Annotated in this window: 18 protein-coding genes and 1 tRNA gene; 5 read left to right on the forward strand and 14 right to left on the reverse strand. The window is 73.4% G+C overall.

The window, feature by feature from the left end:
* Positions 1-116: 116 nt before the first annotated feature.
* The 9 genes from IR170_RS01830 to IR170_RS01870 all read right to left on the reverse strand — a co-directional run bounded on the left by IR170_RS01830 (position 117) and on the right by IR170_RS01870 (position 9,919).
* Entirely contained in the window at positions 117-995 is an 879-nt protein-coding gene (locus IR170_RS01830; RefSeq protein ID WP_193660989.1) for a serine/threonine-protein kinase, read from the reverse strand.
* Positions 996-1,028: 33 nt separating this feature from the next.
* Entirely contained in the window at positions 1,029-1,424 is a 396-nt protein-coding gene (locus IR170_RS01835; protein ID WP_193660990.1) for a hypothetical protein, read from the reverse strand.
* Positions 1,425-1,583: 159 nt separating this feature from the next.
* Entirely contained in the window at positions 1,584-2,513 is a 930-nt protein-coding gene (locus IR170_RS01840) for a lysophospholipid acyltransferase family protein (protein WP_193660991.1), read from the reverse strand.
* 23 nt (positions 2,514-2,536) lie between these two features.
* Positions 2,537-4,120 carry a lactate racemase domain-containing protein gene (locus IR170_RS01845; protein ID WP_193660992.1) on the reverse strand — a complete coding sequence of 528 codons (1,584 nt, stop codon included), beginning with the start codon at positions 4,118-4,120 and terminating at the stop codon, positions 2,537-2,539.
* Complete coding sequence (locus IR170_RS01850) at positions 4,120-5,346, reverse strand: zinc-dependent alcohol dehydrogenase (RefSeq protein ID WP_193661546.1); 1,227 nt, start codon at positions 5,344-5,346, stop codon at positions 4,120-4,122. The genes IR170_RS01845 and IR170_RS01850 overlap by 1 nt, the downstream gene beginning before the upstream one ends.
* Positions 5,346-7,673 carry an HAD-IB family hydrolase gene (locus IR170_RS01855; RefSeq protein ID WP_193660993.1) on the reverse strand — a complete coding sequence of 776 codons (2,328 nt, stop codon included), beginning with the start codon at positions 7,671-7,673 and terminating at the stop codon, positions 5,346-5,348. The genes IR170_RS01850 and IR170_RS01855 overlap by 1 nt, the downstream gene beginning before the upstream one ends.
* 193 nt (positions 7,674-7,866) lie before the next feature.
* The gene (locus IR170_RS01860; protein ID WP_193660994.1) at positions 7,867-8,274 is read right to left on the reverse strand and encodes a hypothetical protein; all 408 of its coding nucleotides are present in this window, start codon (positions 8,272-8,274) and stop codon (positions 7,867-7,869) included.
* Positions 8,271-9,656, reverse strand: coding sequence for a DUF4331 domain-containing protein (locus tag IR170_RS01865; RefSeq protein WP_193660995.1), 1,386 nt, complete (start codon positions 9,654-9,656; stop codon positions 8,271-8,273). Before IR170_RS01865 ends, IR170_RS01860 begins: the two co-directional genes overlap by 4 nt.
* On the reverse strand, positions 9,656-9,919 hold the full coding sequence (locus IR170_RS01870; RefSeq protein WP_056864256.1) for a hypothetical protein: 264 nt from the start codon (positions 9,917-9,919) through the stop codon (positions 9,656-9,658). Before IR170_RS01870 ends, IR170_RS01865 begins: the two co-directional genes overlap by 1 nt.
* A gap of 185 nt (positions 9,920-10,104) precedes the next feature.
* Here IR170_RS01870 and IR170_RS01875 point away from each other — a divergent pair.
* Positions 10,105-10,179 (forward strand) — tRNA-Val (locus tag IR170_RS01875).
* 11 nt (positions 10,180-10,190) lie between these two features.
* On the opposite strand, the gene IR170_RS01880 is transcribed toward IR170_RS01875, so the two are convergent.
* The 4 genes from IR170_RS01880 to IR170_RS01895 form a co-directional block, all read right to left on the reverse strand.
* Positions 10,191-10,826: an isochorismatase family protein gene (locus tag IR170_RS01880; protein ID WP_193660996.1), complete on the reverse strand. Its 636-nt coding sequence runs from the start codon at positions 10,824-10,826 to the stop codon at positions 10,191-10,193.
* A 64-nt stretch (positions 10,827-10,890) separates the two neighbouring features.
* Positions 10,891-11,397 (reverse strand): peroxiredoxin, encoded by a 507-nt coding sequence (locus IR170_RS01885; protein WP_193660997.1) that lies wholly within the window; start codon positions 11,395-11,397, stop codon positions 10,891-10,893.
* Entirely contained in the window at positions 11,394-13,010 is a 1,617-nt protein-coding gene (locus tag IR170_RS01890; protein ID WP_319804865.1) for an AMP-binding protein, read from the reverse strand. Before IR170_RS01890 ends, IR170_RS01885 begins: the two co-directional genes overlap by 4 nt.
* 167 nt (positions 13,011-13,177) lie before the next feature.
* Positions 13,178-13,651 carry a DUF3052 domain-containing protein gene (locus IR170_RS01895; protein WP_082500250.1) on the reverse strand — a complete coding sequence of 158 codons (474 nt, stop codon included), beginning with the start codon at positions 13,649-13,651 and terminating at the stop codon, positions 13,178-13,180.
* A gap of 209 nt (positions 13,652-13,860) precedes the next feature.
* Here IR170_RS01895 and aceE point away from each other — a divergent pair, with 209 nt between their 5' ends.
* Positions 13,861-16,686, forward strand: coding sequence for a pyruvate dehydrogenase (acetyl-transferring), homodimeric type (gene aceE / locus IR170_RS01900; RefSeq protein ID WP_193660998.1), 2,826 nt, complete (start codon positions 13,861-13,863; stop codon positions 16,684-16,686).
* A 112-nt stretch (positions 16,687-16,798) separates the two neighbouring features.
* Here aceE and IR170_RS01905 read toward each other — a convergent pair whose 3' ends face one another.
* Positions 16,799-17,743: an alpha/beta fold hydrolase gene (locus tag IR170_RS01905; RefSeq protein WP_193660999.1), complete on the reverse strand. Its 945-nt coding sequence runs from the start codon at positions 17,741-17,743 to the stop codon at positions 16,799-16,801.
* A gap of 119 nt (positions 17,744-17,862) precedes the next feature.
* Between IR170_RS01905 and IR170_RS01910 the strand changes: the two genes are divergently transcribed.
* The 3 genes from IR170_RS01910 (at position 17,863) to IR170_RS01920 (ending at position 21,378) form a co-directional block, all read left to right on the forward strand.
* Positions 17,863-19,092 (forward strand): PucR family transcriptional regulator, encoded by a 1,230-nt coding sequence (locus tag IR170_RS01910; protein ID WP_056864251.1) that lies wholly within the window; start codon positions 17,863-17,865, stop codon positions 19,090-19,092.
* 91 nt (positions 19,093-19,183) lie between these two features.
* Positions 19,184-20,368 carry an acyltransferase domain-containing protein gene (locus IR170_RS01915; protein ID WP_193661000.1) on the forward strand — a complete coding sequence of 395 codons (1,185 nt, stop codon included), beginning with the start codon at positions 19,184-19,186 and terminating at the stop codon, positions 20,366-20,368.
* Positions 20,368-21,378 carry a beta-ketoacyl-ACP synthase III gene (locus IR170_RS01920; RefSeq protein ID WP_056864249.1) on the forward strand — a complete coding sequence of 337 codons (1,011 nt, stop codon included), beginning with the start codon at positions 20,368-20,370 and terminating at the stop codon, positions 21,376-21,378. Before IR170_RS01915 ends, IR170_RS01920 begins: the two co-directional genes overlap by 1 nt.
* Positions 21,379-21,480 lie beyond the last annotated feature (102 nt).

Genomic DNA, 21,480 nt, shown 5'->3' on the forward strand with positions numbered 1-21,480 from the left:
GACGAGAACCGCGGCGGGGGGCCCGGGGACAGGGGCCTCCCGCCGCGGCGCGGTGGAGGGGGGACTGGCGGAGGATCGTGCGGAGCGTGGTGCGGACGGGGCGGGTACGCCGCGTCTCAGCGCACCTTCCAGCCCGCGAGCCGGGCCCGCGGCTGGGCGGCGAGCACCGGCTCGAGGGCCTCGGCCACCTCGTGTGGCAGCGGACGGTCCTCGGGCCGCTTCTCGAGACCGGCGTAGACGATCTTGGCCACGTCGGCGGGCACGGCGTCGGGGAGCCGGTAAGGGTCCTGGGACACCTGCGGGTAGCGCACCCGCACGTCGTCGGAGGTCAGGTCGCCGTCGTCGAAGGCGCGGTAGCCCGCCACCGCCTCGAAGAGGGTCGCGGCCAGCCCCCAGACGTCGCTGGCGTGTCCGGGGGTGCCGGTGCGGGGCGGGTCGGCCTGCTCGGGGGCGAGGTAGGCGTCGGTGCCGATGACGTGGTCGAGGGTCTCGGCCGCGGCCAGCGGGCGCGCCACCGAGAGGTCGATCAGGCGCGCGGGTGCGCCCATGATGATGTTGCTCGGCTTCACGTCGAGGTGGGTCCAGCCGAGGTGGCGCAGGTAGTGCAGCGCCGAGGCGACCTCGATGCCGAGCGGCAGGTACTGCTGCGGCTGGAGCGGGCCGTAGCGGCGTACGAGCGAGGACAGGCGGGGCCCGTCGAGGTGCTCGAGCACCAGGTGGGGCCGCTCCCCCTCCAGCTCGTGGCGCAGGCCGCGGACGACGGCGGGGTGGTTGACGACGGCCAGCGCCTCGATCTCACGGCGCAGGCCGCGGATGCTCGAGCGGTCCTCGACCTTGGCCGGCCGGACGATCTTCACCACCACCGGGGCGTAGGTGATCTCGTCGAAGGCCAGGTAGGCCTCGTAGGACGACCCGCCCCCGAGCAGCCGCATCGCGGTCAGCTCGCGGGTGATCGGGTCGCCCTCGCCCAGGCCCCAGGTGCTCGGCTTGCTCATCTCGTCCCCTCCGTCGTCCGCGGGCCCGGACCGTCAGCCGCGGGTGTCGTTGCGCGAGGCGTCGTTGGTCTGGTTGGCGGAGAAGTCGCGGGTGCGGTCGCCGCCGTCGCGCGTGAAGTCCTTGGTCTTGTCGCTGCGCGAGACGTCGCGGTCGCGGCTGGCCTTGGTGAAGTTGCTGTTGGTGCCGTCGTTGGTCGACTTGCTGGCGCCGGTGTTGGTGCCGCCGGTGTTGTCGCCGTTGGTGTCGTCGTCGCGGTTGCCCGTGTCGTCGTCATCGTCGTCGTCGACGCTCATCACGACGTCGGCGGTGTCCTCGTCACGCTTGGCGAAGGCGTCGTCGGCGTTGGCGATCGGGGCCTGGAACGCCAGCAGACCGCCGGTGAGGGCGGAGGCCAGGGTGAGCGAGCCGATGGTGGCGATCTTCTTCATGGTGCTTCCTCTCGTGGGTCCGCCGGATGGTCCGGCGGGTGATGAGGAAGACTCTGACGGCCGGGGGTGAGGCCGCCATGAGCCTCGGATGAGGGCACTCTCATCCACGACGGGCCGCAGGGGTGAGGCGCACCCTGCAGACGCCGGGTCGGCGCCGGGTCAGCGCCGCCAGACGGCCAGGCGTCGCGACGAGGTCGGCTCGGTCGGCGGGGAGTCGGTCTGGGCCCACACCCGCCGCCAGGTGGCCACCGCGGGGCCCGAGGGGTCGGGGGTCTCGCCGCGGGCGGCACGCCCCCGGGCCTCCCACCAGGTGGTGGTCTCCTCGTCGAGCAGCGCGGCCACGGCGTCGCGCACCCTCGGCGCGAAGTCGCGCACCGACTCGCCCTCGCGCGGTCGCAGCGGCTCGCCGAAGCGCACGGTCAGCTGGCGCCGTCCGCGACCGGGCCACCCCTGGCCGCGCGGCATCGCCGCGAAGGTGCCGCGGTGGGCCACCGGCACGACGGGCACGCCGTGCTCGTGGGCCAGCCAGGCCGCGCCCATCCGGAAGCCCGACATCCAGCCGTCGGTCGACCGGGTGCCCTCGGGGTAGATGACCAGGCTCCAGCCGTCGGCCAGCACCTCGCCGGGCGTCGCGGTGAGGGTGCCGCCGCGCCGGTCGATCGGGAAGGTGTTGAACAGCAGCGAGGAGCCCACCGCGCGCCACCAGGTGTCGAAGAAGTAGTCGGCCGCGGCGGCCACCGCCGTGCGCCGCCGCCACGCGTCGGGCAGCGAGAGCAGGATGAGCGGGGTGTCGAGGTGGGAGGCGTGGTTGGCCACGAAGATCACCGGGCCCTCGACCCGCTCGAGCACGTCGAGGCCCTCCACGCGGGTGCGCACCTGGCTGCGGAAGAGCGGCTCCAGCCCGCCGCGCTGCGCCACCTCGCGGGCGGCCACGGCCGAGGGCCGGCGCGACCAGTCGGAGGGGAACACCCGCGGGCGCGCCGCGGGCACGTAGGGCTCGGCCGAGCGCGGCACCTGCGCCCGCCTCCCCCAGCGCCAGCCGCGCGCCGTGCGGCGTACGTCGTCGACACCCTCGCTGACGAAACCCATCGCTGTCTCCCTCGCCCCGCCGCTCAGACCCGCACGTCGGCGACGAGGTGGGGCGGGTTGTGGAGGTAGGTGATCGACGGGCTCGAGCCCACCGAGCCCGACACCATCTCGAGGGCGTCGGCCAGCGTCGACGCGGCGCGGAAGCCCAGCCGCGCGGCGACCCGGCGGTCGCCACCGACCCACACGACGTCGCCGACGTGGTCCATCGCGTGCGCCGCCCAGTACCACATGTAGAACGGGTGGACGCCGTGGTAGGCGTGGGAGGTGCGGTAGAGGTGGCGGTACCAGTCGTCCTCGGCGAACTGCCGCTCGTACTTCTCCGAGAGCACCACGGGGTCGGTCGTCTCGGAGAGCACCTCCTCGTAGAAGTCGACGTAGGAGGGGTGGTGCAGCTGGTTGAAGCCCTCGTCGAGGGGGTGGTAGAGGATGACCGCCCCGCCGCGGCGGACCACCGGGTGGTTGCGGTAGGAGTTGAAGTAGTAGCCCAGCCCCATGCACGTGGCGAGCACGGGGTTCATCGAGCTGCCGACGTTGTAGGGGCCCAGGAACGGCACCCCGAGCACGAGCACGTCGGAGGCTCCGTCGACCTCCACCAGCTGCTGGCGGTGCACCCGCTCCAGGGTCTGCTCGTGGACCGCCTCGACCTCGCCGGCGGCGATGCCGGTCAGGCCGTAGGGCGCACGCAGGTCGTGGAAGATCTTGTGCCGCAGCTTCGCGGGGGCGAGCGCCAGCCCGCGGCGGGCCGCGAGCATCGAGGCCTGGTCGCGCAGCGACCACTCCCACTCACGCTTCATGAGGAAGTCGAAGGGCGCCGGGAAGACCTGGTTGTCGAGCGTGGTCTCGATCTGGAAGACCGCCACGTGCTCCTTGATCACCCGCCCGATGCGCCACGCCGAGTGGTGCATCGCCGACTTCTTGTGGTCCATGAAGGAGCGCGAGTGCACCATCGTGCGCGGGTTGTGGTGGTGGCGCAGCGAGCGGTAGGAGGCCAGGCCGATGCCGACCGACTTGTGCCCTCCGTCCATGGCCACGAGGTTGACGTTGACGTAGACCAGCAGGTCGGACTCCGCGGCCCGCTTGCTGATCTCGATGTCCTCGCCCTCGTCGGTGGTGCCGAGGTGGGTGAGGTTGTCGCGGTCCTCGGCGTCGAAGTTGTAGAGCTTGCCCTGGGGGTGGAAGGAGCGGAAGACGCGCTCACCGACGATGTGGCGCAGCTCCGCCGTCGTCATCCGGCGGTGCAGGGCGTTGGCGGCGATGATCTCGACGTCGTCGACGCCGGCCTCCGCGGCCAGGGTGAGCACCTGCTCGATCACCCGCTGGCGGATGTCGGGGGCGCGCATCGGGGGCAGCGGCAGCGAGACGTCGTCGAAGGCGATGGTCAGCCGCATGCCCGGGAAGAGGCGCTCGGGCAGCGGGTCGGAGCCCAGCGGGTGGAGCAGGGCGTCGGTGATCGCGGCCTCCACGTCGCGCACGGCCGGCAGCGACTCGGGCGGGTAGACCACGCGCGTGCCCTGCGGGAAGTCCTCGAGCCGGAAGCCGAGGCCCTCGTGCACGAGGAGCGGAGGCGTGCGGTCGTCGACCTCCAGGACGAATCCGGGACGGGGCACTAGTCGGTTCTCCTCGGGTCGAAGGCCACCTTGACCGTGCCGAGACGGCCGGCGGCGTGGGCGTGGTCGAGAGCTTCTCGCCAGCGGTGGAGCGGGTAGGTCGCGACCGACCCGGCGATGCGGGCGACGGCGTCGTGGGCGGCGAGGTCGGCGGCGAGGTCGAACGCCGCGCGGCCGGCCCGCGCACCGCCCTCGGCCCCGTGCAGGGGCTCGCGGGCGGCCGAGGCGTAGGTGCCGACCAGCTCCAGCTCGCGGAACCACGCCGCCGACAGGTCGGCCGCGGCGGGCATGCCCGAGAGCACGACGCGCCCGCCGGCGCGGGTGGCCTGCAGCGCCGTCTCGAGCGAGCCGCGGGAGCCGACCGCGTCGATCGCCACGTCGACGCCGCCGAGCAGGTAGGGCGCGTGCAGCTGCGGGCTGACCTGGAAGGCCCCCGTCGTACGCCGCACCCGGCGCAGCACCTCGCGGGGCGCGACCACGTCGGTGGCTCCCAGCGCCAGGGCCAGCTCGCGCTGGTGGGGGTGCTTGGCCACGACCGTGACGTGCCCGGCGGGCGTGAGCTCGCGCAGGGCGAGCGTGGCGAAGAGCCCGACCGCGCCGGCGCCGCTGACCAGCACCCGGTCGCCCGAGGACACGCCGGCGCGCAGCGCCGTGTGGACCGCGCAGGCCAACGGCTCGAGCAGCAGTGCCTGGTGGTCGTCGAGACCCTCGGCCACGGGGTGCAGCTGGCTGCGGTGGGCCACCAGCTGCTGGCCCCAGCCGCCGCCGGTGTCGCGGCAGAAGCCGGTCTGCAACCCGGGCGCGAGGTGGCCGACGGTGATGCGCGAGCAGCGGTTGGTCGCACCCACCCGGCAGGCCTCGCACGGCTCGACGCCCCGGGTGGCGCAGGCCAGGACCGGGTCGAGCACCACGCGCGTGCCGGCCGGCAGGTCCTCGCAGTCGTCGAGGAGCTCGGCGACGACCTCGTGGCCGGGCACGAAGGGCAGCGAGGACACCGCGGAGAAGTAGAGGCTCGTGCGCCCCGAGAGCGCGCCGAGGTCGGAGCCGCAGATGCCCGAGACGCGGGTGCGCAGCCGGGCCCAGCCGGGGCGGTCCACGCGCGGTGCCTCGCGGGTGACCAGTCGCAGCGGGGCGGCGAAGCCCGACAGCAGTCCGGGCACGCGGCCGCCGACGGCACGGCCGGCCACGTGGCGCGGCAGCGAGCGGAACATCTCCAGCGCGAGCATCACCGGCGGCCTCCCGCGGGGTTGAGCGAGCGACCGGCCGAGGCGGGGCTGGCCCAGTCGACGATGCTCCAGCCCTGACGACGCGCGTGGCGGTAGAGCGGGACGTCGGGCCGCACGGCGACCGGGTTGCCGACGGCGGCCAGCAGCGGCAGGTCGGAGTGGGAGTCGGCGTAGGCGTAGGAGGCCGTCAGGTCGACGTCGTGCTCGGCGGCCCACGCCTGCATGAAGGCGGCGCGCGACTCCCCCACCAGCGGGGAGGACACGAGGTGGCCGGTGCAGCGGCCCTGGTCGTCGACCACGAGGTCGACGGCCTCGACGTGGTCGAAGAGCGGCGCGAGCGGGCGGGTGAGCGGACGCACGGCCCCGGTGATGAGGACCGTGCGGTGACCCGCACGACGGTGCTCGCGGATCCGGCGCGCCGCCTCGGGCGAGAGCCGGGCCAGCACGTGGTCGGTGAGCAGCTCGTCGGCGACCCGGTCGAGGGCGGCGCGGTCGGCGCCCTCGTAGTCGCGGTAGACCGCGCGCAGGAAGTCCCCGCGCTGGCGTCGCTCGGCGCGCAGCAGCCCGGGCACCCGGCCCAGCACCCGGCCCAGCTCCCCGGCGCGCTCACCGGCCGAGAGCTCCTGCAGGCGCATCCACAGGTAGGTCTCGACCACGTTGGAGGACAGCAGCGTGCCGTCCATGTCGAAGAACGCCGCGACCCCCGGGGCGCCCGCGCCCTCCGCCGCCGGCACGGGGCGCAGCCCGCCGGCGCGCGCCGGGGTGGACCGGGCGCGCCGGGCACGGATCTCGTCGAGGCGTCGGATCGGCGCCGTCACCGCCGGGCAGTGGATCTGCTCGACGTAGACCCGCCAGTCGACGGCGGCGGTGTCGAAGGCGAACCGCTCCTGGTCGGCCGCCGACAGCGAGAGGCGCAGCGCGGTGGTGCGCTCGTCGGAGAAGCGCAGGTCGGCCTGGGCGTACTCCTGGTAGAGGTCGAGGTAGCGCCGCAGGAACTCCAGGCGCTGCTTCTGCTGCTCCAGCCGGCGGGCCAGGTCGCGGGTGCGGTCGCTGCGCGGGGCGCGGCCCACGACCGACTCCGCGACGCGGTGGGCGCGCTCGCTGGTGGTCAGCAGCCGCTCGACCGCCGAGGCCCCGGGGAAGCGCCAGTCGGGCAGCGGGCTCGCGCCCCGCGACCCCGCCTGGAAGGGGTGGGCGTCGAAGTAGGCACGCACGTGCTCGTAGAGCCGGCGGAAGGTGAGCGGGTTGCGGTGGCCCGAGGAGACGTGGAACCAGGCCGGCTCGCCCGCGGCCGGCGGGTGCGCCAGCACCGCGACCAGGGTCGCGACCACGTGGTCGACCGGCACGATGTCGACGATGGTGTCGGCCGCGGCGGGGAACTCCGGGAGCTCTCCTCGCCCGTAGGCGAGGATCAGCGGCTCGGCCATCTTGAAGCCCTCGATCCAGCCCGGGTGGGGGCTGGCGAGCGCCGACTCGATGATGCTGGGGCGCACCACCGACACCGGGTGGGTGCGGGCGTGCTGCTCCACGACACGCTCGCCGAGGGCCTTGGTGAAGGTGTAGCAGTCGGTCCAGCCCAGGCTGCGGGCCCGCTCGCTGCCCACGCGGACCAGCTCGTCCTTGACCCACTGCCGTCGCGCGGCCTCGCTGGCCGCGGCCGCCGTGAGCAGCCCCGCGCGCCCGTGCTCGCGCTCGGCGCGCCGCCGCTGGGCCTCGAGCCGGTCGGCGTCGCGCGAGCGCCGCTCGAGCTCCTCGCGCTGGGCCAGCCCCCACGCCAGCTCGGCCTCGAGGTCGACGTCGTGGGCCACCGGTCCCTCGGGCACCGTGCCGCTGCGCCGCCCGGAGACGTAGGCGGTGGAGACGTGGACGTAGTGCACGGCACGGCCGTCGCCGCGCTCCTCGGCCTCGCGCAGCCGGGCGAGCAGGTCGCGCGTGCCGACGACGTTGGTGGTGAAGGCCGCGTCGACCGGCGGGTCGAAGGACACGTCGCCCGCGCAGTGGACGACCGCGTCGAGGTCGTCGGGCAGCGCGGGCACGTCGGAGAGGTCGCCGGCCACGACGCCGACGCGCGCGGCCAGCAGGGGCTCCACCCCGCCGGCGACCTCCACCGCCGGGGCGAAGACCGGCTTGCCCAGCAGCGTCGCGACCCTCGCGGCCGCGGACGTCGAGCCCTTGGGGCGCACGAGCACGCTGACCCGGACGTCGGGCACCTCGACCAGCAGCAGCCGCAGCAGGGCCTCGCCGACGAAGCCGGTGACCCCCGTCAGCAGGACGTGACGGCCGGCGAGGCGCTCGGCGACGCCCGGCCCGGATCCGGTTGCTGCCACGCTGCGTCCTCCGTCGCCGCTCGCCGTGCTGGTCTGTGGTGGGTGCGGGGCCGATTGTGCCCCGTCCCACCGACACCCGTCGGCCGGGGTCCACACCGTGGGGGCACGCGACGACGGCCGCCCCGGGTGGACCGGGACGGCCGTCGTACGTCGTGCTCGCGCCCGCACGGGCGCCGTGGTCGCGCAGGAGCGCTCAGGCTCCGGGCCACTCCGCGGTGGCGACGGACCCCCCGGGGACCTCGACGGTCAGGACGATGTCGGTCGTGTCCTTCACGTAGAGGTCGTAGGAGCCCCCGACGAGGTCGGGGTAGACCAGCGAGGGCACCGAGCCCCCGCCGGGCACCGGACGGGCGACGACCGCGACGTGCGGGTGCCTCCCGTGGCCGTGGCCGTGGCCGTGGTCGTGGCCGTGGCCGTGGCCGTGGTCGTGCGGGTGGTCGGCCGGCTCGTCGAAGTCGGCGCCGACCGGCTTGATCTCCACCTCCACGTCGAGCATCGACGCCGGCATGGTGACCACCAGGGCCCCGACGTCACCCCCGATGTCGAGCAGGACCGAGCCCTGCCCGGCGTGCGGGTTCTCGACCGACGCGGGGGTGGTCACGAGGCCTGCGTGGTGCCGGGCTCGGTCTGGTAGCCGCCGCCGGGCAGGCCCAGGAACGGGAACCGGTCGAGCAGCGGCGCGTTGGTGTTGCTGGTGCCGTCGGTGAGGGCACCGGCGGCCGCGTCGGGCTCGTAGGACGGGTCGACCAGCGGGATCGTGGCACCGGCCACGGCCCGCAGCTCGATGGCCACCACGTCGTCGCCGAGGCGGCGGCCGTTGGGGAAGCCCGCGGCGTCGCCGGCCACGAGGCCGATCGGGTTCTCGTCGGCCGGAGCCGTCGGGGGCACCGCCACGTTGAGGCGCAGCATGTCGGCCTTGACCGGCCCGGTGTAGTTCTGGAAGCCGGGCACGACACCCTCGGGGATGCCGGTCAGCAGGATCGCGTCGAGGTCGGCGCGCGGCTTGTCGTAGGCCGCCAGGTTCGGGAAGACCCCCGGGTAGAGCGCCGGGAGCAGACCCTGCAGCTCGGGCTTGGCGACGTACTTGGCGAAGCGCTTGTCGGCGGTGACCGGGCTGGCGTTCCAGTTGTCCTTCTCGGCCATCGGGACGATGACCTCGTTGAACAGCGGGTTGCCCAGGCGCGAGACCTGCTGCCACGGGCCCATGCCGGTGTACTTGCCCTGGTTGGCGTTCCACATCCGCGACTTGCGGCGGCTGGCGGTGGCCCACACGCCGATGACGGACTTGGGGTCCATCACGTCGTCGGGCTTGGAGCCGTCACGGGTCAGCTCGGTGATGTTCACCTGCAGCGCGATGGTGTGCACGTTGTAGGACTGCACCGAGTTGACGCCGTTCATCTCCGGCATGGAGATGACGTGCGCCTCGTTGAAGGGGCGCAGGGCACCGAGGTCGAAGATGCTGCCCAGGTCGACGTGGAAGGCGTCGGCGCGCTGGCCCGCGAAGACCTTGCGGCCGTTGCCGAGGCGGTGGGTGGCCTGGTCGGCCAGGTCGCCGTAGTTGGGCGTGCTGCGCGGGCCCACGTTGACCGGGGGCACGGGCAGGTTGCGCCCGATGACCTGCTTGCGGCCGCCCTGCACCTTCATCACGGTGTAGAACTGCGGGCGGTTCCAGGCCTCGTCGGAGATGTTGGTGATCTGGCCGGTGTTGTAGAGGAACGTCTTGGGGTTGCGCACCTGGGTCCGGAAGCGGAACTGGTAGGTGATGTCGGGCTCCGAGGTGCCCTTGTTCGAGACGTGGATCTCGTACTGCACGTCATCGGCGAACTCGTAGAAGTTCGGGCCACCGTTGGGCTGCTGCAGCGGGATGAAGTTCGCGATCAGGATGACCTTGTTCGGGTTCTCCGGGCTCACGAACGCGTAGGTGTCGGTGCCGTCGGCCGCGGGGTCCTTGGCGATCTCCGGTGCTTCGCGGTGCGACGACATCAGTTGCCTCCTGCTGCGTTGAGGATGCGGGTCACGAGGTCGCGGTCGCGCACCTCGATCTCGCGCTCGCCGACGAGGATCGTCAGGCGGTCGGAGCGGTGGTTCTCGACGTAGGCCACGACGGCCTCCTTCGCGGTGCCCGGACGCGGGCGGGCGGCAGCGGCGCTGCCGCCGGTCGCCAGGGTCACGCCGCCGGCCACGGCGGTCGCCGCGGTGCCGGCTCCGGCCGCGGCGATGAACTTCCTTCTGCTGGTGTCGCTCATGCGAAAGCCCCTCCATAGGGATCCAGTCGCCTCGTGTGAGGCAGGCCACTACGTGTTCGGAGCCCTGGCCGTGGCGGATGGGCCCGGATCGGACCCGGTTTCCGACTGGTCTGGTCCGGAGGGCGTCGACCGCCCGGCGACGGTCTCGTCTAGTCTGTGCCCGCCTCGGTGCGACCGGGGCGCGGGGGCGTATAGCTCAGCGGTAGAGCAGCTCGCTTACAACGAGCAGGTCGGGGGTTCGATCCCCTCTGCGCCCACCAGCCCGGCCCGGTCAGCCGCCGAAGACCGCGCGACCCCGCGTGGCCGACGTGCCGAGGTCGCTGACGGGCAGGGCCTCCCCCGCGGCGACGGCCGCGGCCCAGTCGCCCGTCGTGGCCACGGCCGCGAGGTTGGAGTGCAGCAGCACCATCACGGTGGCGTGCAGCTGCTCGGCCGAGACCTCGCCGGCCTCGTTGGCCAGGTGGATGGCGCCCGTGGCGTCGGAGAGGACCTCGGCCGTGAGGCCGAGCTCCTCGGCGCCGACGGCGGTGGCGAGGTCGCAGTTGTTGGTCATGTAGCCGACGATCGTCACGGTGTCGACGTCGCGCTCGGCCAGCCAGCCGGCCACGTCGGTGCCGGCGAAGACGCTCGCCTTGTCCTTGGTTGCGCGCAGCCACGACGGGTCGAGCCGGCGCTCGACCTCCGGGTGCAGCGACCAGCTCCGACTGCCCACGGCGAAGACCGGCGCGCCCTCGGGCAGCTCGTGCTGCACGACGACGACCGGCAGGTCGGCCTCCGCGGCCGTGTCGAGGGCCGCGAGCACCTGGGCGAGGGTGCGGTCGCGGTCGGGGGCCTGGATCGCGAGCACTCCCTCGAAGTACTCCTGCTGGACGTCGACGACGACGAGGGCGCGGCGCGGGTGGGTCATGGTCTCTCCTCGGTGCAGCGGGGGTGGACCCCCAGCCTCCCCCACCGCGCCACGGCGGGACCGCTCAGGCCAGGGCCTGCAGCTGGCGCACGTGCTCGTCGAGGTCGCGGCCCTCGGGGTTGGCGTTGTGCACCGCCCACCGCACCAGGCCCTCCTTGTCGACGACGTAGGAGGAGCGGCGGGGGCAGCCCTTGCGCTCGTCGAAGACGTCGTAGGCCCGCGTGACCTCGCCGTGGGGCCAGAAGTCGGAGAGCAGGGGGAAGTTCAGCCCGTCGGCGTCGGCGAAGGCTCGCAGGGCGAAGGTCGGATCGCAGGAGATCGCGAGGACCTCGCTGTCGAAGGTCATGAACTCCGCGAGCCGGTCGCGCACCCCGGCCATCTCGCCGGTGCACACCCCGGAGAAGGCGAAGGGGTAGAAGAGGATGGCCACCGCCTTGGTGCCGCGGTAGGACGACAGCGTGACGTCCTGGCCGAACTGGTCGCGCAGCGTGAAGTCGGGCGCCGGGCCCCCGAGCCGCAGACCCGGGGCCCCATCCGCCGACGGGGACGCCGACACCGCGGTCGCGCTCATGCGTCCCGCTTCGCCAGGTCGCGCTTGAGGACCTTGCCGGTGGAGTTGCGCGGCAGCTCGTCGAGCAGCACGATCTCGCGCGGCACCTTGTAGCGGGCCAGGTTCTGCTTCACCCAGCCCTTCAGGTCGTCCTCGCTGACCGAGGAGTCGTCGACCACCACGAAGGCCTTGAGCCGCTTGCCGAAGTCGTCGTCGTCGACCCCGACGGCCGCCGCCTCGACCACGTGCTCGTGGCGGGCCAGGCAGTCCTCGACCTCCTTGGGGAAGACGTTCTCGCCGCCGGAGACGATCATCTCGTCGTCACGGCCCTCGACGTAGAGCCTGCCGTCCTCGCCGAAGCGCCCCACGTCGCCGGTCGACATCAGCCCGTCGACGACCTCCTTGTGACCGCCGCCGGTGTAGCCCTCGAAGAGCAGCCCGTTGCCCACGAAGATCCGCCCGGCCTCGCCGGCGGGCAGCTCGCGGCCCTGCTCGTCGAGGATCTTCACGACCGTGGCGTACGGCGGGTGGCCGGCCGACGACGGGGCCGCGCGCAGGTCGCGCGGGCCGGCGATGGAGGCGTAGGCGACCTCCGTGGAGCCGTAGGTGCTGTAGAGGTTGTCGCCGAAGCGGTCCATCCACGTCACCGCCAGGTCGCCGGGCAGCGCCGAGCCCGACGAGGCGACGACCTCGAGGCGGGTCAGGTCGTGGCGCTCGAGCACCTCCTCGGGCAGGGCGAGGATGCGCTGCAGCATGACCGGGATGACCACGAAGGAGTCGCACTCCTCGGCCGCGAGCAGCTCGAGGCTGGCCTCGGGGTCGAAGCGGCGGGTGAGCACGAGGGTGGAGCCGAGCAGCATGGCCAGGGCCATGTGGGCGAAGCCCCACGTGTGGAAGAGGGGCGCGGCGACGTGGGTGCGCCAGCCCTGCTTCAGCGGGATCCCCGAGAGCAGCGCGACCGCGGCGTCGACGCCGGCCTCGCTGCGCGGAGCGCCCTTGGGCGTGCCGGTGGTGCCGGAGGTCAGGATGATCGTGCGGCCGTGGCGCTCGGGGGCCGTGAGGTCGCCGTCGTCGTGGGCCGCGACGAGGGATTCCACGGTCGGCTGCCCGGGCTCGGAGCCCTGCTCGGTCCAGGCCAGCACGGTGTGGGCGACCTCGGCCGCCGCGACCATCTCGGCGAACTCCTCGTCGTGGACCAGCACGGTGGGCCGGTCGCGCTCCAGGACCTCCACGAGCTGCGGTCCGGCGAAGGCGGTGTTGAGGTAGATCGCGTCACCGCCGAGCTTGGCGACGGCGATGCTGGCGTCGAGGAAGTAGCGGTGGTTGCGGCACATGATCGCGACGCCGTCGCCCTCGCCCACGCCCAGGTCGGCCAGCGCTCGCGCGAGGGCGTTGGAGCGACGGTGCAGCTGCTCCCACGTCAGGGAGCCGATCTCGTCGACCAGCCCGGTCGCGTGGGGGTCGCGGATCGCCAGCGAGGCGAAGCCGCCCGCGGGCCCCGGGCCCCACTGCGTGAGCGTCCTGGCCAGCCGGGCCAGCACCACCGGCGAGTAGGGCTTGATGACCCCGGCACGACCGAGGACCTTCACCGACATGCCGGCCGAGGAGACACCGGTCATGATCTTCTGGAGCACGGGGCGTTCCTGTCTGGCCGTCCACAGGCGACCTGGGCATCCGGCCGCGGGAGCCGGTCGGGGCGGTGCCGCCCCGGTGAGCGGACCGTACGACGCGTCGCGCGCCGCCGGTTCACCCACCAGGACGACTCGGTCGTGCGGGAAGCCGGGGGTGGCCGGCGGCCCGCTCAGGCGGGGGTCTTCGGCGCGACCAGGCGCGTCGCGGCCCAGTCCTTGCTCACCGCGGCGGTCGTGGTCTGGGCCAGGCCCGCGATGGGCGCGGCCTCGGCGATGTCGGCGGCGTCGACCGAGCCCGGTCGTCCGACCTTCGGCGTGAGCAGCCAGATGGAGCCGCCGCCGACCAGGTCGGTGAGGGAGTCGACGAGCCCGTCGACGAGGTCGCCGTCGTCGGCGCGCCACCACAGCACGACGGCGTCGACCACGTTGCCGTGGTCGCCGTCGACCATGTCGGCGTCGATGGTGTCCTCGATGGAGACCCGGAGGTCGTCGTCGGTGTCGTTGTCCCAGCCGAGCTCCTGGATGACCATGCCCGCGCTGAAGCCGAGCCGTGCCGCCGGAGTGTCGGCAGTGGTGCCGTCGTCGGTCGTGGTCCCGGTCGTGGGGCCTGTCTGGGTGGACCCGCCACCCGCGGTCGAGCTCACTGAGTCCTCCAGTCTGTGGGCTCCGGGGCCGTCGGTCCGGCCACGGATGAGGAGTAGTCCAGCGGAGTGCGGGCCCGCGCGCAAGCCAGTGACCAGGGTGAGGACGCCGGCGGTCCGGTCAACGGACGTCCCGTGACGCTCAGCGAACCCTTTTCCGGCGTACTCGCGGGTAGATTTCGCCGGTCGGGACGGCGTGCCACGATGAGCGAGTGACCGATGACTCATCCACCCCGTCCGGCACCTCCTCGACCGGTCCCGCCACCGCGGGCACCGCACGTGCGGGCTCGGCCCGCGCCGTGATCCACGAGGGCCTGCCCACCCAGCTGCCCGACATCGATCCGGACGAGACCCACGACTGGATCGACTCCTTCGACTCCATGGTCGACGAGCGCGGCCGCGAGCGCGCGCGCTACGTCATGCTCCGGCTGCTGGAGCGCGCCCGGGAGATGAACGTCGGCGTGCCCGCCCTGCGCAGCACCGACTACATCAACACCATCCCGCCGGAGCGCGAGCCCTGGTTCCCCGGCGACGAGGAGGCCGAGCGGCGCATCCGCGCCTTCATCCGGTGGAACGCCGCGGTGATGGTCTCCAGCGCCAACCGCAAGGGCCTGGAGGTCGGCGGCCACATCGCCACCTACCAGTCCTCGGCGAGCCTCTACGAGGTCGGCTTCAACCACTTCTTCCAGGGCAAGGACGCCCCCGGCGGCGGCGACCAGATCTACATCCAGGGCCACGCCTCCCCCGGCATCTACTCACGCGCCTACCTCGAGGGCCGGCTCAGCGAGCAGCAGCTCTACCGCTTCCGCCAGGAGGTGCAGCACGGCACGGGCCAGGGCCTGCCCTCCTACCCGCACCCGCGCCTCATGCCGGACTTCTGGGAGTTCCCGACGGTCTCGATGGGTCTGACCGGCATCAACTCGATCTACCAGGCGCGCTTCAACCGCTACCTGCAGAACCGCGGCATCAAGGACACCGACAACCAGCACGTGTGGGCCTTCCTCGGCGACGGCGAGATGGCCGAGCCCGAGTCGCTGGGCGCGATCCGCGTCGCGGCCCGCGAGGAGCTCGACAACCTCACCTGGGTCATCAACTGCAACCTCCAGCAGCTCGACGGCCCGGTCACCGGCAACGGCAAGATCATCCAGGAGCTCGAGGCCAACTTCCGCGGCGCCGGCTGGAACGTCATCAAGGTCGTCTGGGGCCGCGAGTGGGACCAGCTGCTGGCCCGCGACGTCGACGGCGTCCTGGTCAACAAGATGAACGCCACCCCCGACGGCGACTTCCAGACCTACTCGGTCGAGGACGGCGGCTACGTCCGCGAGAGCTTCTTCGGCGGCGACCCGCGCCTGCGGGCCATGGTCGAGCACATGAGCGACCAGCAGATCCAGAAGCTGCCGCGCGGCGGCCACGACTACCGCAAGGTCTACGCCGCGTTCGACGCCGCCAAGAAGCACGTGGGCCAGCCCACCGTGATCCTGGCCAAGACCATCAAGGGCTGGACGATCGACGCCCTCGAGGGCAAGAACGCCACGCACCAGATGAAGAAGCTGACCCCCGAGGACCTCAAGAAGTTCCGCGACCGGCTCTACCTGCCGATCTCCGACCGCGACCTCGAGCGGTCCTACGAGGAGACCGGCGCCGCGCCGTTCTTCCACCCCGGCGAGAAGTCCCCCGAGATCGACTACATGATGGAGCGCCGTCGCCAGCTCGGCGGCTCGGTGCCGCGCCGTGTGCTGCGGGCCAAGCCCCTGACGCTGCCGGCCGACAAGGTCTACGCCGACCTCAAGAAGGGCTCGGGCAAGAACTCGGTGGCCTCGACCATGGCCGTCGTCCGCCTGCTCAAGGACTGGATGAAGGACCCCGAGATCGGCAAGCGCCTCGTGCCGATCGCCCCCGACGAGTACCGCACCTTCGGCATGGACGCGATGTTCCCCAGCGCCAAGGTCTACAACCCGGGCGGCCAGCGCTACGAGTCGGTCGACCGCAAGTTGTTGCTCTCCTACAAGGAGTCGACGCAGGGCCAGATGCTCCACGAGGGCATCTCGGAGGCCGGCGCCATGGCCTCGGCCACCGCAGCGGGCTCGGCCTACTCCACGCACGGCGAGCACATGATCCCGTTCTACATCTTCTACTCGATGTTCGGCTTCCAGCGCACCGGCGACTCGATCTGGGCCATGGCCGACCAGCTCGCCCGGGGCTTCCTCATCGGCGCCACGGCCGGTCGCACCACGCTGACCGGCGAGGGCCTGCAGCACGCCGACGGCCACTCGCCGCTGCTCGCCACCACCAACCCGGCGATCAAGCACTACGACCCGGCGTTCGCCTACGAGATCAGCCACATCATGCAGACCGGGCTGGAGCAGATGTACGGCTCCACCGAGGAGCACCCCGACGGCGAGAACGTCATCTACTACCTCACCGTCTACAACGAGCCGGTCCCGCAGCCGGCCGAGCCCGAGGACGTCGACGTCGAGGGCATCCTCAAGGGCATCCACAAGGTGTCCACCGGCGAGGGCGACGGACCCCGCGTGCAGCTGCTCGCCTCCGGCGTCGGCTTCCCGTGGGCCCAGGAGGCCGCGCGGATCCTGCGCGAGGACTGGGGGGTCGTGGCCGACACGTGGTCGGTCACGTCGTGGAACGAGCTGGCCCGCGACGCCGTCGCCTCCGAGCAGTGGAACCTCATGCACCCCGGCGAGCCGCAGCGCACGGCGTACGTCGCCGACAAGCTGGCCGGGTCGCAGGGCCCGTTCCTGGCCGTCTCGGACTTCATGGCCGCGGTGCCGCTGCAGATCGCGCGCTGGGTGCCCGGCGACTACTGCGTGCTCGGTGCCGACGGGTTCGGCTTCGCCGACACCCGGCCCGCCGCGCGCCGCTTCTTCAACATCGACGCCGAGTCGGTGGTGGTGCGCACGCTGCAGGCCCTGGCCGACGCGGGCGAGATCGACCCGGCACAGGTCGAGAAGGCCTTCGCGCAGTACCGCATCGACGACCCGACCGCGGTCGCCGGACGCAAGCAGGAGGGCGGCGACGCCTGAGCGTCACCGCACCAGCACGGCACCCGAGGGGCGTGCGGGCCTCGGCCCGCACGCCCCTCGCGGCGTCGGCACCGCTCCGGGCCCGGCACGCGCCACCGCGCCCGGCGCGGCCTCAGGCCGTGGCGACCGCGTGCACCGGGCTGACCGGTGCGGCGGGACCGTTGGCGAGCAGCCGTCGCCACCGCGCCCGGCTGTAGACCGCGGGCCGGGTCGTGCGCACGAAGTCGTCGAAGATCGCGGCGAACCGCTCGGGGTGGTCCTTGTGGGGGAAGTGCCCCGCCCCCGCGATCACCTCCACGCTGGCCTTGGGCGCCAGCGACGCGGCGTTGTCGGCGTGGCTGACCGGGATCACCCGGTCGTGGCTGCCCCAGACCACGCTCATCGGCATGGCCTCGGTGAGGTAGGCCCGATCGGCCATCGTGACGAGCTGGCCGCGCCAGTCGACGACCGCGCGCACGACCTGGCGGATCGCGGCCCGGGCGCGGGGATCCTTGAAGGAGTCGTAGATGTCGGCGACCTCGGCGAGGTCGCTCGTGCCGGGCAGCGGCGCCGCGGCCAGGGTGCGCATGCCGGCGACGCCCACGTGACGCACGCCGGGCAGCGTGAGCACGCCCATCAGCTGGTGGAAGCCGGGCGTCGTGATCGCGCGGATCGCCGGCGAGACCTCGGGCCCGAGCCCCCCGGAGGCGACCAGCATCATCCGCTCGGTGCGCTCGGGGAACTGGTAGGCGAACTGCATCGCCACGCCGCCGCCGAAGCTGTGGCCGACCACCGTCACCTTGTCGATGCCCAGCACCGTGAGCAGGTCGCGCATGCCGTTGGCGTAGCCACCCACGGAGTAGTCGGCGCGCGGCTTGTCGGAGGCGCCGTGACCCAGCAGGTCGGGCGCCAGCACGGTGTAGCGCTCGGCCAGGGTGTCGATGACCGGCGACCACGTGGTGTGGTCGCAGCCCAGACCGTGCAGCAGCAGGACGACCGGCCCGCTGCCGACCTTGACGAAGGCGCGGCGGTGGCCGTGGATGGTGAGGTGCTGGACCTCGTGGTGCGGTGCCGTCACGCGGGACCTCCCGGGGCTGCGACGTTGTGCGGGATTCAACCAGACGCCCCGCGGCCCACGCAGCACAACCGCCCGGCCCGCCGCTGATTTCACCTGCGCGGGGGCACTAGCCTCGGGGCGTGCCCCCTGCCGCCGCGGACCCCTCGGAGCAGCGGCGCCGCGCCGCGGCGCGCCTGCTGCGCGCCACCGGCGCCCTCAGCACCGCCGCCACGGCGCGCATGGACGCCTCCGTCCCGTGGTTCCGCGAGCTCAGCGCCGAGGACCGCTCCTGGGTCGGCCTCATCGTGCAGGCGGGCGTGCGCGGGTTCGTGGAGTGGTACGGCGCCGACGGCGGGACCCCCGGCTCCGGGCCGGCGCTGGCCGGGTCGATCTTCGAGGCCGCGCCCCGCACCCTGGCCGGCGTCATCACCCTGGGCCAGACCGTCGACCTGGTGCGGCTCTCGATCGAGGTCGTCGAGAGCAACGTCGACAGCGTGCTGGAGCCCGAGGAGGCGGTCGACGTGCACGCCGCCCTGCTGCGCTACGCCCGCGAGATCGCCTTCGCGACCGCCGAGGTCTACGCGCGCGCCGCCGAGGTCCGCGGCGCCTGGGACGCCCGCCTCGAGGCGCTGGTCGTCGACTCGGTGCTGCGCGCCGAGGCCGACGAGACCGTGCTGTCCCGCGCCAGCGCCCTCGGGTGGACCGCGCGCGGCCGGGTCGTGGTCGTGCTCGGGTCGGCGCCGGCGCGACGCACCGAGACCGACCTCTTCGACGAGGCGCGCCGACGGGCCCGGGCCGCGGGCACCGACGCCCTGTGCGCCGTGCAGGGCGAGCGGCTCGTCGTCATCCTGGGCGGCGTCGAGGACCCCCGCGCCGCCGCGGACGTGGTCGTCGGGCTCTTCGGCGAGGGACCGGTCGTGGTCGGGCCCGTCGCCGGGAGCCTCGCGGAGGCCCACGTCTCGGCCCGGGCCGCGGTCTCGGCGCTGCGCGCCGCCAGCGGCTGGCCCGAGGCGCCGCGCCCCGTGCTGGCCAACGAGCTGCTGCCCGAGCGGGTGCTGGTGGGCGACGGCCACGCCCGGCGCCACCTGGTGGAGGACGTCTACCTCCGCCTGGTCGGGGCTCGCGGCACGCTGGTGGAGACCCTCGCGGCCTACCTCGCCGCCGGCGGCTCCATCGAGGGCGCCGCGCGGGCGCTCTTCGTCCACGCCAACACCGTGCGCTACCGGCTGCGCCAGGTCGCCGACCTCACGGGCTACGCGCCCGGCGAGCCGCGCGACGCCTTCACCCTCGAGATGGCGCTGGTGCTCGGGCGGCAGTCGGGTCGGCGGACCCCGGCACGACCGGCGTCGGACACCACGACACATCTGTAAACCGGATTTGTCGGGTTCCTACAACTCTGAGCCGCGCACTTGGTGCGCGCCGCAGGTGGGTCCCGGCCCCGGGCCCCGGCAGAGTGGGGGTGTGCTCGTCATCGTCGCTCCCGGTCAGGGAGCCCAGTCGCCCGGTTTCCTCACCCCCTGGCTCGAGGACCCCACCTTCGCCGCCCGCTTCGAGTGGCTCTCCACCGTCGCGGGCCTCGACCTCGTCGACTACGGCACCCACGCCGACGCCGAGACCATCCGCGACACCAAGGTCGCCCAGCCGCTGCTGGTGGCGACCGGTCTGGTCACGGCGCTCGCGCTCTTCCCGCACCCCGGCGACGCCTTCGAGCGCATCGGGGCCGTGGCCGGTCACTCCGTGGGCGAGATCGCCGCCGCGGCGGGCGCCCGCGTCATCACCGCCGAGCAGGCCATGGTGCTGGTGCGCGAGCGCGGCAAGGCCATGGCCGAGGCCTCGGCCGCGACCCCGACCGGCATGACCGCCGTGCTGGGCGGCGACCGCGAGGAGGTGCTGGCCGGCCTGGCCCGGCACGGCCTCACCGCCGCCAACGACAACGGACCCGGCCAGGTCGTCGCCGCGGGCACCCTGGAGCAGCTGGAGGCCTTCAAGGCCGATCCCCCGGCCAAGGCCCGCCTCGTGCCGCTCTCGGTCGCCGGCGCCTTCCACACCCACCACATGGAGCCCGCGGTCGGCCACCTCGGCCACCTCGCCCGCGCCGTGTCGACCCACGACCCCCGCACCCGCGTCATCTCCAACCGCGACGGGCAGGTCGTCCACGACGGTCGCGAGGTGCTGCGCCGCCTGGTCGGGCAGATCTCCCACCCGGTGCGCTGGGACCTGTGCCTGGAGACCATGGAGGACCTCGGCGTGACCGGCATCCTCGAGATGCCGCCGGCCGGCACCCTGACCGGCATCGCCAAGCGGGCGCTCAAGGGCGTGGAGACCTTCGCGCTCAAGACCCCCGACCAGCTCGACGACGCACGCGCCTTCTGCGACAAGCACGGCGAGTCCGCGGGCATGGAGAACAGCCCCACCTGGCGCATGGTCGTCTCCCCCACCAAGGGCACCTTCCACCGCGACGAGGCGGCCGGCGCCACCGACCAGCTGGCCGCGGGCGCGGTGATCGGCGAGGTCGCCAGCTCGCGCGACAAGCTGGTCGTCACCGCCAACCACGGCGGCCAGGTCGTGGAGTGGCTCGTCGAGGACGGCGACCTGGTCTCCCCCGGTCAGCCCCTGCTGCGCCTGCACCCCCACGGCGCCAGCTGATGGCCGCCACCACGGGCCTGCGCACCGCCCAGGGCGCCGCCCACGCCGCCATCAAGAGCGTCGGCGCCTACCGCGCCTCGCGGGTCGTGCCCAACTCCGAGGTCGTCGAGGCCATCGACTCCTCCGACGAGTGGATCCAGCAGCGCTCGGGCATCCGCGAGCGGCGCTGGGCCACCGAGGAGGAGACGGTGCAGGTGATGGCCGTGGGCGCCGCCCGCCAGGCCGTCGAGCGCGCCGGCCTCGAGCCGGGCGACATCGGCTGCGTCATCGTCGCCACCGTCAGCCACCACCTCAGCACGCCGTCGCTGGCCACCGCCGTCGCCCACGAGCTCGGCACCGACCACGCCCCGGCCTTCGACATCTCCGCGGCGTGCGCCGGCTTCTGCCACGGCGTCGCCCTGGCCTCCGACCTCGTGCGCGGCGGCAGCGCCGGGCACGTGCTGGTCATCGGGGTCGAGAAGCTCTCCGAGATCACCGACCCCACCGACCGCGGCACCGCCTTCATCTTCGCCGACGGCGCGGGCGCCGTGGTCGTCGGACCGAGCGAGACCCCGGGCATCGGCCCGGTCGTCTGGGGCTCCGACGGCGAGCAGTACGACCTCATCCGCACCCGCGAGGACTGGCACCAGGCGCTCACCTCCGAGGAGCCCCGCGTGCCGCACCTGGTGATGCAGGGCAACGCCGTCTTCCGCTGGGCCTCCTTCCAGATGGCCAAGACCGGGCTGGAGGCCGTCGAGCGGGCCGGGATCACCGTCGACGACCTCGACTGCTTCGTGCCCCACCAGGCCAACAACCGCATCACCGACACCATGGCGCGGGCCATGAAGCTGCCGGCCGACGTGCGCATCGCCCGCGACATCGTCGACCAGGGCAACACCTCCGCCGCCTCCGTGCCGCTGGCGCTGGACCGCATGGTGGCCGAGGGCGACGCCCGCTCCGGCGACCTCGCGCTGCTCATCGCCTTCGGCGCCGGGCTCTCCTACGCCGCGCAGGTCGTCACCATCCCCTGACCGGCCCTGACCGGCCCCGCGCGGGCCCGGCAGGGGCCCGACCACACGCCCCCGACGTACCCGAACGCACCACCCGAACCCCCGCGGGGACCTCCCGCGGCC

Source organism: Nocardioides kribbensis (genome assembly GCF_015070375.1).
GTDB lineage: Bacteria > Actinomycetota > Actinomycetes > Propionibacteriales > Nocardioidaceae > Nocardioides > Nocardioides kribbensis.